12 protein-coding genes are annotated in these 13,330 nt (G+C 64.1%); 3 read left to right on the top strand and 9 right to left on the bottom strand.

The genetic code is table 11. From position 1 onward, the window contains the following. Positions 1-15 precede the first annotated feature (15 nt). The 9 genes from KJP28_RS07415 to coxB form a co-directional block, all read right to left on the bottom strand. Entirely contained in the window at positions 16-600 is a 585-nt protein-coding gene (locus tag KJP28_RS07415; protein WP_218391933.1) for a GNAT family N-acetyltransferase, read from the bottom strand. Next, positions 600-1,862 carry a M16 family metallopeptidase gene (locus KJP28_RS07410; RefSeq protein ID WP_218391932.1) on the bottom strand — a complete coding sequence of 421 codons (1,263 nt, stop codon included), beginning with the start codon at positions 1,860-1,862 and terminating at the stop codon, positions 600-602. Before KJP28_RS07410 ends, KJP28_RS07415 begins: the two co-directional genes overlap by 1 nt. Continuing rightward, positions 1,862-3,247, bottom strand: a complete 1,386-nt coding sequence (gene thrC, locus KJP28_RS07405; RefSeq protein ID WP_218391931.1) for a threonine synthase — start codon at positions 3,245-3,247, stop codon at positions 1,862-1,864. The genes KJP28_RS07410 and thrC overlap by 1 nt, the downstream gene beginning before the upstream one ends. A gap of 4 nt (positions 3,248-3,251) precedes the next feature. After that, a complete protein-coding gene (locus KJP28_RS07400; protein ID WP_218391930.1) occupies positions 3,252-3,947 on the bottom strand; it encodes an SURF1 family protein in 696 nt (231 codons plus the stop codon). A 135-nt stretch (positions 3,948-4,082) separates the two neighbouring features. Then, positions 4,083-4,883: a cytochrome c oxidase subunit 3 gene (locus KJP28_RS07395; protein WP_218391929.1), complete on the bottom strand. Its 801-nt coding sequence runs from the start codon at positions 4,881-4,883 to the stop codon at positions 4,083-4,085. Positions 4,884-4,898: 15 nt separating this feature from the next. Then, positions 4,899-5,480, bottom strand: coding sequence for a cytochrome c oxidase assembly protein (locus KJP28_RS07390; RefSeq protein WP_218391928.1), 582 nt, complete (start codon positions 5,478-5,480; stop codon positions 4,899-4,901). Continuing rightward, a complete protein-coding gene (locus tag KJP28_RS07385; RefSeq protein WP_218392884.1) occupies positions 5,477-5,665 on the bottom strand; it encodes a hypothetical protein in 189 nt (62 codons plus the stop codon). Before KJP28_RS07385 ends, KJP28_RS07390 begins: the two co-directional genes overlap by 4 nt. After that, complete coding sequence (cyoE, locus tag KJP28_RS07380; RefSeq protein ID WP_218391927.1) at positions 5,665-6,597, bottom strand: heme o synthase; 933 nt, start codon at positions 6,595-6,597, stop codon at positions 5,665-5,667. The genes KJP28_RS07385 and cyoE overlap by 1 nt, the downstream gene beginning before the upstream one ends. A 72-nt stretch (positions 6,598-6,669) precedes the next feature. Further along, positions 6,670-7,518 carry a cytochrome c oxidase subunit II gene (gene coxB / locus KJP28_RS07375; RefSeq protein WP_218392815.1) on the bottom strand — a complete coding sequence of 283 codons (849 nt, stop codon included), beginning with the start codon at positions 7,516-7,518 and terminating at the stop codon, positions 6,670-6,672. Between the two features lie 230 nt (positions 7,519-7,748). On the opposite strand from coxB, the gene tldD reads away from it, so the two are divergent. The 3 genes from tldD to topA all read left to right on the top strand — a co-directional run bounded on the left by tldD (position 7,749) and on the right by topA (position 13,315). Beyond that, positions 7,749-9,176: a metalloprotease TldD gene (tldD, locus tag KJP28_RS07370; RefSeq protein ID WP_218391926.1), complete on the top strand. Its 1,428-nt coding sequence runs from the start codon at positions 7,749-7,751 to the stop codon at positions 9,174-9,176. A 350-nt stretch (positions 9,177-9,526) separates the two neighbouring features. After that, positions 9,527-10,630, top strand: a complete 1,104-nt coding sequence (gene dprA / locus KJP28_RS07365; protein WP_336245312.1) for a DNA-processing protein DprA — start codon at positions 9,527-9,529, stop codon at positions 10,628-10,630. A 99-nt stretch (positions 10,631-10,729) separates the two neighbouring features. Continuing rightward, entirely contained in the window at positions 10,730-13,315 is a 2,586-nt protein-coding gene (topA, locus tag KJP28_RS07360) for a type I DNA topoisomerase (protein ID WP_218391924.1), read from the top strand. The last annotated feature ends 15 nt before the right edge of the window (positions 13,316-13,330 follow it).

Below are 13,330 nucleotides of genomic sequence, written 5' to 3'. Positions count from 1 at the left end.
CGTGAGGCGCTTGTCCTACCCCACATCCGTCCGCCCGCGACGGTCCGCGCGGAGTGCCGAGTAGAGCACGTGGTTGCGCCAGCGCCCGTTGATCTGGAGATAGGCTTGGGCGACGCCTTCGTATTTGAAGCCGCATCTTTCCAGCACGCCACGTGACGGCGCGTTTTCCGGCAAGCAGCCGGCTTCGAGGCGCGACAGGTCCATCTCGACGAAAGCATGTTCGACCACCGCCGACAGCGCCTCACGCATGTAGCCGTGCCGCGCGAAGGGTGCGCCGATCCAGTAGCCGCAGGTCGCCGATTGCGCGGGTCCCCGTCGGATATTGTCCAGCGTGATCGCACCGACGAGCACGTTGTCCGACGCCCGGATGATGATGAGCGGAAGCGCGGTGCCTTGTGAAACCGAGCGGTTCACCCAGTAAACCCGGTTCGTGAACCCCTTGCGCGTCAGGTGATCGGTCGCCCAGGTCGGCTCCCACGGGATGAGGAAGTCGCGGCTCGCATCCCGAAGCTCGGTCCAGGCCACGAAATCGCCGTGCGTCAATGGACGCAGGATCAGCCGTTCGGTCTCAATCCGAACCTTCCGTGGCCGTTTCAGCATCAAGCGGCGAGCCTTTCGGTCAGCGCGGCCAGCCCCGGCGCCGTCTCCGACGGGCCATAGAGCGCGAGCGCGGCCTTGGGCGCCGTGACGACCTGCTCCGCGAACGCCCTGACGCCCGCAAGGTCCACGCTCTCCAGCCGCGCCACGGTCTCCTCGACCGGCACGACCCGGTTCCAGATCGCCACCTGCCGCGCCAGCCGTTCGGCGCGGGACGAGGCGCTTTCCAGCCCCATCAGCATCCCCGCCTTCATCTGGGCGCGGGCGCGGTCCACTTCCGCTTCGCTCAAGTCGTCCGCGGCGCGCCGGATCTCGTCGATCGTCAGCTCCGCCAGCCCCTCGATCTCGCTGCCCGAAGTGCCAGCGTAGATCGTGATGAGTCCGGTATCGGACCACGCGCCGGCCTGCGAATAGATGGTGTAGCACAGCCCCCGCTTCTCACGCGCCTCCTGGAACAGGCGCGACGACATCCCGCCGCCCAACGCGTTGGCATAGGTCTGCGCGGTATAGATCATGTCATCGCGATACCCCGGCCCCTCGAGCGCCAGCGTGAAATGCACCTGCTCGAGGCTCTTCTCCTCGCGCCGCTCGCCGCCGATGAACCCGGCGGGCTGGATGAGCGGGCTGTTCCGCCGCTCCATGCCGCCGAAGGTCGCCTCGGCCATGCGCATGATTTCGTCATGGTCCACCGCTCCGGCGGCCGACAGGATCATCCGTTCCGGCCCGTAGTGCTCCGACACGAACCCGGCGAGGTCGCCGCGCGCGAACCCCTGCACCCGTTCGGCGGGCCCGAGGATCGTCCGCCCGATCGCCTGATCCGGGTAGGCCACTTCCTGAAGCCAGTCGAAAATCACGTCGTCGGGCGTGTCGAGCGCCTGCCCGATCTCCTGGAGGATCACGCCACGCTCCACCTCGATCTCGCGCTCGTCGAACACCGGGTTCAAGAGGATATCCGCGATCACGTCGATGGCGAGACCCACGTCTTCGCGCAGGACCCGCGCGTAATAGGCCGTGACCTCGCGCCCGGTGTAGGCGTTCAGGTACCCGCCCACGTCCTCGATCTCTTCCGCGATCTGCAAGGGCGAGCGCGTCTTGGTCCCCTTGAACGCCATATGTTCAAGGAAATGCGCGATCCCGTTCTGCTCGATCCGCTCATGCCGCCCGCCGGCGGTGATCCAGACGCCCAGCGAGGCGCTTTCGATCCCGTCCATGCGCTCGGTGACGACGCGGAACCCGTTGGACAATGTGTCGAAGCGAATGCTCATCAGCGCCCCGTGCGATTGTGGATGAGGGTTTCGATGGCGGTCAGGTCGTTGGGCACACGCGTCACCCGTTCCTCCCGCTCGAACAGGTCCGACATGCGGCCCGGAAGCGGCGCGTCCATGCCGCAGGCCTCCTTCACCGCATCCGGGAACTTCGCCGGATGCGCCGTGGCGAGCGTAATCATCGGAACCGCGCCCAGATGCTCCTTCGCGACCTTCACGCCCACGGCACTGTGCGGACAGATGACCTCGCCGGTCTCGTCATGCACGTCCTTGATCGCCGCGCGGGTCTCGTCCTCCGACGCCCGGCCCGAGTTGAACACCTCGCGCAAAAACTCCATCGCGCCCTGGCTGATCTTGAACTCGCCATTGGCGAGGTCTTCCATCTGCTTGGCCACGACCGCCCCGTCGCGCCCGTAGGCGTCGAACAAGGCGCGTTCGAAATTCGAGGAGACCTGGATGTCCATCGACGGGCTGATCGAGGGCGTCACGCCCGCCTTCGCATAAACCCCGGTTTCCAGCGTCCGGTGCAGGATGTCGTTCTGGTTCGTCGCGATCACCAGCTTCTCGATCGGCAGCCCCATCTCGCGCGCGATATAGCCCGCGAAAATGTCACCGAAATTGCCAGTGGGCACGGTGAAGCTCACCTTGCGATGCGGCGCGCCAAGGCTCACGGCAGAGGTAAAATAGTAAACGACCTGTGCCAGCACCCGCGCCCAGTTGATCGAATTGACACCCGCCAGCCCCACGGCATCGCGGAATTCGAAATGGTTGAACATATCCTTCAACCGCGCCTGGCAATCATCGAAATCGCCATCGACGGCGAGCGCGTGGACATTGCCCTCGACCGGCGTGGTCATCTGGCGGCGCTGCACGTCCGACACCCGGCCATGCGGGAACAGGATGAACACGTCCACGTTGTCCAGCCCGCGAAACGCCTCGATCGCCGCCGACCCGGTATCGCCGCTTGTCGCGCCGACAATGGTGATCTTCTCGCCCCGTTTTTCCAGAGCGGTCTGGAACAGATGCCCGATAAGCTGCATGGCGAAATCCTTGAACGCCAGCGTGGGGCCGTGGAACAGCTCGAGCAGAAAATGGTTCGCCGCCAGTTGCTTGATCGGTGCGCGCGCCGCATGGCCGAAGCCCGCATAGGCATGGCGGATACAGGCTTCCAGCTCACGGTCGGTGAATTCCTCGCCGATGAAAGGCCGCATGACCTTGAACGCGACCTCTTCATAGCTCAGCCCGGCCAGCCCTGCGATCTCGTCCGCGCTCATCGTCGGCACGGTTTCGGGAACGTAAAGTCCGCCGTCGCGGGCCAGCCCGGTCAGCATGGCTTCCTCGAAGCTCAGAACCGGGGCCTGTCCGCGTGTGGAGACGTATTTCATCTGCTCAAACTCCTCGTGTCGGGGCGGTTCCCCCGGCATTCCGGCGCCGTATACGCCAAAGCGCAAAGCCTGTCATCCCGACCCATGTCACGGCCATGAGAAACCAGGTCATCGCGTATTCGAAATGGTCGTTGGGGATACCTTCGGTGGTGACGGGCATCACGCGGATGCCGGGGTCGGTTTCGGTCCGCGCGATCACCAGCACGGGTTCCGTGCCGAGCGCATCGGACATCTTTTCAACGTCGCGCGCATACCACCAGTTCCCCTCAGGGTCATCCTCTGGCGTGAACCCGTCGCGCTCGTCCGGCCAATGCAGGTTACCTTCGAGCCCCATCTCACCGATCTGCCTCTCGGCGTCCTTGGTCTCGTTCAGAACAAAGCCCCGGTCCACCATGATCCGCCGCCCGTCGCGCGTCTCGAAGGGTGCGATGATGCGAAAGCCCGCGCCGTAATCACGGCTGGACACGAGAACGTGCAACTCGTCCGGCTCCATCGTCCCCGCGATCTCGACCGGCAGGTAGCGGTCGGCCTCCGGGTCAGGGTCGGCGGGAAGCGCGACCGCCTCCCCGGCGATCTGCGCCTCGATCTCGGCCAGCACACCGTGCTTCCACGCAAGCCGCTGCAACTGCCACACACCGAGGGTCACGAAGGCCGCAAGGCCCGCGACCAGAAGCAATGCGGTGATGATCTGTTTCGTCATGGCGAGGGCTTATCACTGCTTAAGGGGAGGTGCGAGAGGGGGAATGGGCGCCGGACGTCGCAACGGCGTTCGGCCCGAAACGCGAAACGGGCGAGGTCTCCCCCGCCCGTCCGAATTCCGAAATTGGCTCCGGCCTCAGCCGCCCCAGATGTAGACGGCGGCGAAGAGGAACAGCCAGACCACGTCGACGAAGTGCCAGTACCAGGCCGCTGCCTCGAACCCGACATGTTGCGTCGGCGTGAAGTGGCCCTTGATCGCGCGGATCAGGCAAACGGTCAGAAAGATCGTCCCGATGATCACGTGGAAGCCGTGGAAACCGGTCGCCATGAAGAAGTTGGCGCCATAGATGTTGCCCGACAGGCCAAAGGCTGCGTGGCTGTATTCGTAGGCCTGGAAGAAGGTGAACAGCGCGCCAAGGCCGATCGCGATGGCAAGGCCGGTCTTGAGGTCCTTGCGGTTGTTCTCATGCACCAGCGCGTGGTGCGCCCAGGTCGCCGCCGCACCGGAGAGCAGCAGGATCAGCGTGTTGATGAGCGGCAGGTGCCACGGGTCGAAGGTCTCGATGCCCGCAGGCGGCCAGACTCCGTCCTTGGCCGGACTTTCCGGGCCCATCGGGTACATGGCGTGCTTGAAGAAGCTCCAGAACCAGGCCGCAAAGAACATGACTTCCGACATGATGAACAGGATGAAGCCGTAACGCAGGCCGATCCGCACGACCGGGGTATGGTCCCCCGTCTGGCCTTCATCGACCACGTCCGACCACCAGGCGAACATGGTGTAGAGCACGACCAGAAGACCCGCGAGGAAAATCCATGGGCCGCTGTCGGACATCCACTTGACGGCCCCGAAGAGCATGACGAAGGCCCCGACCGCCGCCAGCAGCGGGTTAATCGAGGGGGGCAGGATGTGGTAGTCGTGGTTCTTGGCGTGGGCCATGCGTTCCGTCCCTGGTTAGTTCTGATCCACCGTCCCCTGCACACCGGCATCGAGCGCGGCATACTCCTCGGGCAGATCGGTTTCGTGGAATGTATAAGAAAGCGTGATCACCTTGGCAAACTTCGCGTCCGCGTCGTCGACGATCTCGGGGTCGACGTAGAAGGTCACGGGCATCATGACCGTCTCGCCGGGTTGAAGCACCTGCATCTCGAAACAGAAGCAGTCGATTTTCGTGAAATAGCCACCGGCACTGTAGGGCGCGACGTTGTAGCTCGCCGTGCCGGCGATGGGCCTGTCGGAGGTGTTGGTGGCCTCGTAGAACGCCAGCCCGGTCTCGCCCAGCCGCACGGTCATCTCGCGGGCGACCGGTTTGAAGGCCCAGGGGAAATCGCGCTCGACCGACCCGTCGAAGCGGACCTTGATCGTCTTGTCGAGGATCACCTCGGACCCCGCCGTCGCCTGCCCGGTGGTGCCACCGAAGCCGGTGACGCGGCAGAACCAGTCGTAAAACGGGACGGCGGCCCAGGCCATGCCGCCCATGAACAGGACGACACCGACCATGCCAAGCGCGGTCTTATGGGTCTTGTCCAGGCTCACTTCGCCGCCTTCTCCTGCGCAGCCGCCCAGGGCGCGCCAAGATCGTCGTTGGGGTCGGTGCCGACCTTCGCGATGGTCAGCCCGTAAACGATGCCGACGAACAGGACCAGCACGACGCCAAGCCCGACATTGCGCGACAGGCGGCGGCGGTGAAGCTCGTGTTCAGCGCGGATCTGCGTCGCCATTACCAGCCTCCCATGCCGAAACGGGTGAGTGTCAGCTCGACCAGCAGCATGCCGAAATGCACGAAGAGGTAGAGCAGCGAGAATTTGAAGACCTTGCGCTCGACAAGGTGGCTGTCCGCCTCGCTGTCTTCGTCCGTCCGGCGCCAGATATCCACGGCGCCCTTGATGAAGATCGCGTTCATGACGACGGCCACGACCATGTAGGACGGTCCGCCGACAGAGGTCAGCCCCAGCCCGACCGCCACGGCGGCGAGAACGAAGGTGTAGCCCAGAATGTGGTTGCGGGTCACGCGGCGACCATGGGTCACGGTCAGCATCGGCACGCCCGCATCCTTGTAATCCGACTTAACGAACAGCGCGAGCGACCAGAAATGCGGCGGCGTCCAGGCGAGCGTCAGCGCGAACATCAGGATCGACGCGAGCGAAATGTCACCGGTCACGGCAGCCCAGCCGATCATCGGGGGGAAGGCACCCGCCGCACCACCGATGACGATGTTCTGCGGCGTCCAGCGCTTGAGCCACATCGTGTAGATCACGACGTAGAAGAAGATGGTGAAGGCCAGAAGCCCGGCAGCGACCCAGTTGGTCGCCAGAAACAGCATGATGACAGAGATACCAGCCAGTCCGAGACCGAGGCCCAGCGCCTCGCCCGGTTCGACCTTGCCTGCCGGGATCGGGCGCTTGATCGTGCGGCGCATCTTGGCGTCGATATCGGCATCCCACCACATGTTCAGCGCGCCCGAGGCCCCGCCCCCGATGGCGATGAACAGGATCGCGACAAGGCCCACGAAGGGGTTGATCCCGCCCGGCGCCACGAGCATCCCGACCAGCGCCGTGAACACGACGAGGGACATGACACGCGGCTTGAGAAGCGCGACGTAATCGCCGAACCCCGCGTCGCGGTCCTCTGGGATGGATGTGATGTCGCTCATTCGCTCTACCTCGAAAGGCTTTCGCCTCCTGGGGGGCTGATCGGCGGGGCCGCCCGAGGCCCCGCGCTGTCGTTACTCGGCAGCGGCCACTTTGACCGTGTTCGGGATGCCTGCGTATTCTTCGCGGGCTTCACCGAGCCAGGCTTCGTATTCCGCCGGCGTCACGGCCTTGACCGTGATCGGCATGTAAGCGTGGTCCTTGCCGCAAAGCTCGGAACACTGGCCGAAATAGATGCCTTCGTTGCCCTCTTCGACGGTGAACCACAGCTCGGCCAGACGACCGGGAACCGCGTCCTGCTTCACGCCGAAGGCGGGAATGGTCCAGGAATGGATCACGTCCGCGCCGGTGACCTGCATGACGATCTTCTGGCCGGTCGGCACGACCACGGCGGTGTCGGTCGCGAGTTTCCACAGGCTCTTGTCGTAGCCGTATTCTTCGAGCTCGTCCTCGGCCAGCATGAAGCTTTCGAAGCCGAATTCCTCGTCCACGTATTCATAGCCCCAGAACCACTGGTAGCCGGTGACCTTGATGACCACGTCGCCTTCCGGGATCTCCTGCTGCTTGAACAGGACCGGGAGCGATTGCGCGCCGATGAAGATCAGGATCAGGATCGGGATGAAGGTCCAGGCGATCTCGACCGTGGTGTTGTGGGTGAAGCTCGACGGGTTCGGGTTCGCACGACGGTTGTAGCGGATGATGACCCAGACGATCAGCGCGGCCACGAAGATGGAAATCGCGGCGATGATATAGAGCAGGAGGTCGTCCAGCGCGAAAGTCGCCTGCGCGATATCCGTCGCGGCGAGTTGGAACCCGGTTCCACCGGGAACGGGGGCACCCTTGACCTCGAGGTCCTGGGCGAGCGCCGCGCTGGCACCGAACGTAGCGGCCAGAGGGGCCAGCAGTCGCAGGGTTTTTTTCATGGCTTGCATTGCGTCCTTCCTGTCTCGACACTCCGGTAAACAAGGGGTTTTCGGCCCCTGAGAGTGCCACAATCACCGGATCACCGGCCTGTCGGCGGGAATCCCGTTGTCTCCCGGCGGTCAAAAACCATATTACCATGAGAGGAACAAGGAAAATCCTGCGCCAATCTGACGCACACATGCGCTTTCCATGATTTGTGATAGATCAAGGACACGCCGAGAGGAGCACCATGACAGAGCAGACACCCTTCCGCCCATTCGACACCCATATCGACGAATCGCGCGCCCTCGGGCTGTTGCGCGCCGCGACCGATGGGGCGGACGACGGCGAATTGTTCTTGGAGCGCCGCCGTTCGGAAGCGCTCATGTTCGATGACGGACGTTTGAAAACAGCGTCTTACGATGCCTCCGAAGGTTTTGGGCTTCGCGCGGTGCGGGGCGAGACGGCCGGTTACGCACATTCGACCGAGGTCACAGAGGCCTCTCTGAAACGCGCGGTCGAGACCGCCCGCCTCGCCGTGGGCGCGGGCGGCGGCACGCTGGCGGACGGCCCGACACCGACGAACCGCAAGCTCTACACCGACAACGACCCGATGACGGATGCTGAATTTCCCGTGAAAGTCGAAACGCTGCGCGAGATCGACGCCTATGCACGTGAAAAAGACCCGCGTGTCGTGCAGGTCTCGGCGACCATCGCCGCCTCGCTTCAGGAGGTGACGATCCTGCGGCCCGACGGGACTCTCGTGTCCGACACCCGTCCGATGAGCCGGGTGAACGTGAGCGTCATCGTGGAAGAGAACGGCCGCCGCGAAGCGGGGGGCCACGGTGGCGGCGGACGCGCCGGGCTGACCGAGTTGATCCAGCCGGAGACCTGGAAGGCGAGCGTGGACGAGGCGCTTCGCATCGCGCTCGTGAACCTGCGCGCCGAAGCCGCGCCGGCGGGGCAGATGGACGTGGTGCTCGGGAACGGCTGGCCCGGTATCCTGCTGCATGAAGCGGTGGGCCACGGGCTTGAAGGCGACTTCAACCGCAAGGGCACCTCCGCCTTTTCCGGCCTCATGGGGCAGCAGGTGGCGGCGAAAGGCGTGACCGTCGTCGACGACGGCACCCTCCCCGACCGCCGCGGCTCACTCACCATCGACGACGAAGGCACCGCCTCCTCGCGCACCGTCCTCATCGAGGACGGCGTGCTCGTCGGCTACATGCAGGACCGCCAGAACGCGCGGCTGATGGGCGTGGAGGCCACCGGGAACGGGCGGCGCGAAAGCTATGCCCACGCCCCGATGCCGCGCATGACCAACACGATCATGGAAGGCGGAGACGCCTCGCCCGCCGAGATCGTCGCGGATCTGAAGGACGGGATCTACGCGGTCGGGTTCGGCGGCGGGCAGGTCGACATCACCAACGGCAAGTTCGTGTTCTCCTGCACCGAGGCGTATCGCGTGAAGGACGGAAAGGTCGGCGCACCGGTGAAAGGCGCGACTTTGATCGGCGACGGCCCCAAGGCGATGAAGCAGGTGCGCGCGGTCGGCAACGACATGGCGCTCGACCCGGGCATCGGCAATTGCGGTAAGGCCGGCCAATGGGTGCCGGTGGGGGTGGGCCAGCCGACCCTGATGATCGGCGGTTTGACGGTCGGCGGCTCCCAGACCGGGTGATTGCGCCGCGCAGAGCGCGTCGCGGGGGAAGGCGGCTGGCGCCGCCTCCGGAGGACGCTGTCCTCCGGACCTCCTGAAGTATTTTTGGAACAATGAAGCGGATCGGGTTGCCCGTATTGGGGGGTGCGTCCGCTACGTTAACCAGATTTGTCGGGCGGCGGATGCCAGACCCGATCCATACGCTTTCCACACGTCTTACATACGCGATCCATACGTCGGATTTTGGCCAGTAACCTGCCCTTAACCATTTGTGGCGCATGGTTAAGGGGCAAGAGACGGAATCAGGTAGCCCCGTGGATTTATTCCCTTCCAACCACCCCCTCACCCCACCCCAAAGCACGGAAGACAGGGTGTCCTGGCTTCGTCTCTTGCGCTCGCGCCGCGTCGGCGTGACGACCTTCTTCCGGCTCATGAACGAACACGGATCCGCCGCAGATGCGCTTGACGTTCTACCCGAGATCGCACAGGCCGCAGGGGAACAGGATTACCAGATCTGCCCCCTGCCCGTCGTCGAGCAAGAGCTTGATTGGGCTGCGAAAACCGGGGCCGTGATGCTCACCTACGGCAGTTCCGACTACCCGGCCCGGCTGGCCGACATCCCCGACCCGCCCCCGATCCTCTGGGCACTTGGCGATACCTCTCTGCTGACCCGCTTTCCGACCGCGATCGTCGGGGCGCGCAATGCCTCTTCTCTCGGCCTGCGGATGTCGCGACGGCTTTCGGGCGAACTTGGCCGCGAGGGTCAGGTGATCGTATCCGGGCTGGCCCGCGGGATCGACACCGCGGCTCACCAGGCCGCGCTGGAAACGGGCACCATCGCGGTGTTTGCGGGTGGCGTCGATGTCGTTTATCCCTCTGAAAACACAGTATTAGGGGAAGAAATCGCACGCGCCGGTCTGCGCCTGTCGGAAGCGCCGATGGGGCTTTCGCCGCAGGCCCGCCACTTTCCGCGACGCAACCGTATCATCTCGGGCCTGTCACGTGCCGTGGTGGTCGTCGAGGCCGCTGCCAAGTCCGGCTCGCTCATGACCGCCGAGATGGCGCTCGAACAGGGGCGTGAGGTGTTCGCGGTGCCGGGTCATCCGTTCGACGCGCGCTCTGCCGGGTGCAACCGGCTGATCCGGGACGGGGCCACGCTTCTGCGCGGGCCGCAGGATGTCTTGTCGGTCCTGGCCGAGATGCCCGACGCCCATGCGCCGCAGCCGGATATGTCGGAAAACGTCGCCGAAACGGAACAGTTGCCCGCGCCGCCAGTCGAGACGCGGACGCTTGCCGAGACCTTGCAATTGCACCAGATGATCCTCGACCGGCTGGACACGGCCCCGCTTCCCGAGGACCAGCTTATCCGCGACCTGTCGCAACCCGCCAGCGACGTGACTTCGGAGCTGACACAGATGGAGATGGAGGGCGCGATCCTGCGCGGTCCCGGCGGCGTTCTGAGCCGGAAACATTAGCCGCCACACCGCCCCGTGATACGGCCCGCCATTGACAAGGCAGGGTGCCGCGACACATCTAGGCGCTCCAAAGGCCCCGGTTGAGTCGAAAGGAATTTTATGCCCGTCGTTGTCGTGGAAAGTCCGGCTAAGGCCAAGACGATCAACAAGTATCTCGGCTCGGATTACACGGTTCTGGCATCCTACGGACACGTGCGCGACCTTCCCCCGAAGGACGGTTCGGTCAATCCCGACGACGATTTCGCCATGACGTGGGAGATCGGAAACGACAGCCGGAAACACGTCAAGGCGATCGCCGACGCGCTCAAGGACGACAACAACCTGATCCTCGCCACCGACCCCGACCGCGAAGGCGAAGCGATTTCCTGGCACCTCGAGGAAGCGCTGCGCAAACGCAAGGCGATCAAGAAGAACACGCCTGTCAGCCGGGTGGTGTTCAACGCCATTACCAAGTCTGCGGTGACGGAAGCGATGCAGAATCCGCGCGATGTGGACGGCGACCTTGTCGAGGCCTACCTCGCCCGTCGCGCGCTCGACTACCTCGTCGGGTTCAACCTCTCGCCGGTCCTGTGGCGCAAGTTGCCGGGTGCGCGCTCGGCGGGTCGGGTGCAGTCGGTCTGCCTCAGGCTCATCGTCGAGCGCGAGATGGAGATCGAGGCGTTCAACGCCCGCGAGTACTGGTCGGTCAAAGCCGAGCTCACCACGCCGCGCGGTCAGAGTTTCGAGGCCCGGCTGGTCAATTACGCGGGCAAGAAACTCGACCGCTACGACCTCGCAAACGAAGAAGCGGCCAGGCTCGCCGTTTCGGCGATCGACAAACGCGATTTGACGGTGACGTCGGTCGAGGCAAAGCCGGCCAGCCGCAATCCTTCCGCCCCCTTCATGACCTCGACGCTTCAGCAGGAAGCCAGCCGCAAGTTCGGCTTCGGTGCCCGGCAGACGATGTCGACGGCCCAGCGCCTCTATGAGGCGGGTTACATCACCTATATGCGGACCGACGGGATCGACATGGCGCCCGAAGCCGTGGATGCCGCGCGCGAGGAGATCAAGACCCGCTACGGGGCCGAATACGTTCCCGGAAAACCGCGCGTTTACAAGAACAAAGCAAAGAACGCCCAGGAAGCTCATGAATGTATCCGGCCTACGGATATGAGCCTCGACGCCGGGCAATTGTCGCGGTTGGAAGCGGATCAGCGCAAGCTATACGACCTGATCTGGAAGCGCACGCTGGCCTGCCAGATGGAAGGTGCGCGGCTGGAACGCACGACAGTAGAAATCGGGTCGCAGGATGGTCAGGTCGGGCTCCGGGCAACGGGGCAAGTCGTGCTTTTCGACGGGTTCCTCAAGGTCTATGAAGAAGGTCGCGACGACGACGTGATCGAGGATGACGACGACAAGCGTCTGCCGCAGATGACGCAGGGCGACGAATTCCCCAAGAACGACGTTTCGAGCGCGTCTGGAAAAGAGGCGAAAAGGCCCCGGAGGGTAGTCACGCCCGAACAGCACTTCACCCAGCCCCCGCCCCGCTACACCGAGGCGACGCTGGTCAAGAAGATGGAAGAACTGGGCATCGGGCGGCCCTCGACCTATGCCTCTATCGTCACCACGATCCAGGACCGGGAATACGTCCGAAAGGACAAGGGCCGGCTCATCCCCGAGGACAAGGGCCGGATCGTCACCATCTTCCTGCTCAACTTCTTCCGGCAATATGTGGGCTACGAGTTCACCGCCGAACTCGAAGAGGACCTCGACAAGGTTTCGGCAGGCGGTGTCGATTACAAGAAGCTGCTGGCGCGGTTCTGGAAAGACTTCTCGGCCGCCATCGCCGAGACGAGCGAGCTGCGCATCTCCGAAGTGCTCGACAAGCTCGACGAAGCGCTCGCGCCGCAGCTTTATCCGCCGCGTGAGGACGGGTCGGACCCGCGCAAATGCCCGCTTTGCGGCAGTGGTGATCTGCATTTGAAGACGTCGCGCTCTGGCGGGTTCATCGGTTGCTCGAACTATCCCGAATGCCGCTACACCCGCCCCATCGGTGGCGGCGAGGAGACGCAGGGCGATCGTATTCTCGGGGAAGACGAGGACGGGAACGAAATCTCGCTGAGATCGGGGCGCTTCGGGCCTTACGTCCAGCGCGGCGAAGCCACGGAAGACAACAAAAAGCCCGACCGCGCATCGCTCCCGAAAGGGTGGACGCCGGATGAGATGACGTTGGAAAAGGCGCTCACGCTTCTAAGCCTGCCCCGCATCGTGGGCGATCACGAAGGCGCGCCGATCAAGGCGAATTTCGGTCGGTTCGGCCCTTATGTCATGCATCAGATGCCGGACGAGGCAAAGCCGGTTTACGCCAATCTGAAGGACCCGCAGGAGGTGTTCGAGATCGGCATGAACCGCGCGGTTGAGTTGATCACCGAGAAGCGGCTGAACCCCGGTCGCGGGCGCGGACAGGCGGCCAAGGCGTTGAAAGAGCTTGGCGAGCATCCCGATGAGGGCGGGCCTGTGAACGTGATGGACGGTCGCTACGGGCCATATGTCAAATGGGGCAAGGTCAACGCCACATTGCCCAAGGACATCAAGCCCGAAGAGGTGACGATGGAAAAGGCCGTTGAACTGATCGCAGAGAAGGCCGCCAAGAAAGGCGGCGGGCGCAAGAAGACGACCAAGAAAACCGCCAAGAAAAAGGCCTGAACGCGGGCCGCGTTT

This window comes from Maritimibacter dapengensis, from assembly GCF_019218265.1.
In the GTDB taxonomy this organism is placed as follows: Bacteria; Pseudomonadota; Alphaproteobacteria; order Rhodobacterales; family Rhodobacteraceae; genus Maritimibacter; species Maritimibacter dapengensis.
The sequence above is the reverse complement of the archived record's forward strand: the minus strand, read 5'-3'. Positions and strand labels throughout refer to the sequence as shown.

Bases quoted from the DNA above. Each gene is read 5' to 3' on its own strand.
- topA (WP_218391924.1), top strand. From the start codon at position 10,730: ATGCCCGTCGTTGTCGTGGAAAGTCCGGCTAAGGCCAAGACGATCAAC.
- coxB (WP_218392815.1), bottom strand. From the start codon at position 7,518: ATGAAAAAAACCCTGCGACTGCTGGCCCCTCTGGCCGCTACGTTCGGT.
- thrC (WP_218391931.1), bottom strand. From the start codon at position 3,247: ATGAAATACGTCTCCACACGCGGACAGGCCCCGGTTCTGAGCTTCGAG.
- KJP28_RS07385 (WP_218392884.1), bottom strand. From the start codon at position 5,665: ATGGCGACGCAGATCCGCGCTGAACACGAGCTTCACCGCCGCCGCCTG.
- KJP28_RS07415 (WP_218391933.1), bottom strand. From the start codon at position 600: ATGCTGAAACGGCCACGGAAGGTTCGGATTGAGACCGAACGGCTGATC.
- cyoE (WP_218391927.1), bottom strand. From the start codon at position 6,597: ATGAGCGACATCACATCCATCCCAGAGGACCGCGACGCGGGGTTCGGC.
- KJP28_RS07395 (WP_218391929.1), bottom strand. From the start codon at position 4,883: ATGGCCCACGCCAAGAACCACGACTACCACATCCTGCCCCCCTCGATT.
- KJP28_RS07400 (WP_218391930.1), bottom strand. From the start codon at position 3,947: ATGACGAAACAGATCATCACCGCATTGCTTCTGGTCGCGGGCCTTGCG.
- tldD (WP_218391926.1), top strand. From the start codon at position 7,749: ATGACAGAGCAGACACCCTTCCGCCCATTCGACACCCATATCGACGAA.
- KJP28_RS07410 (WP_218391932.1), bottom strand. From the start codon at position 1,862: ATGAGCATTCGCTTCGACACATTGTCCAACGGGTTCCGCGTCGTCACC.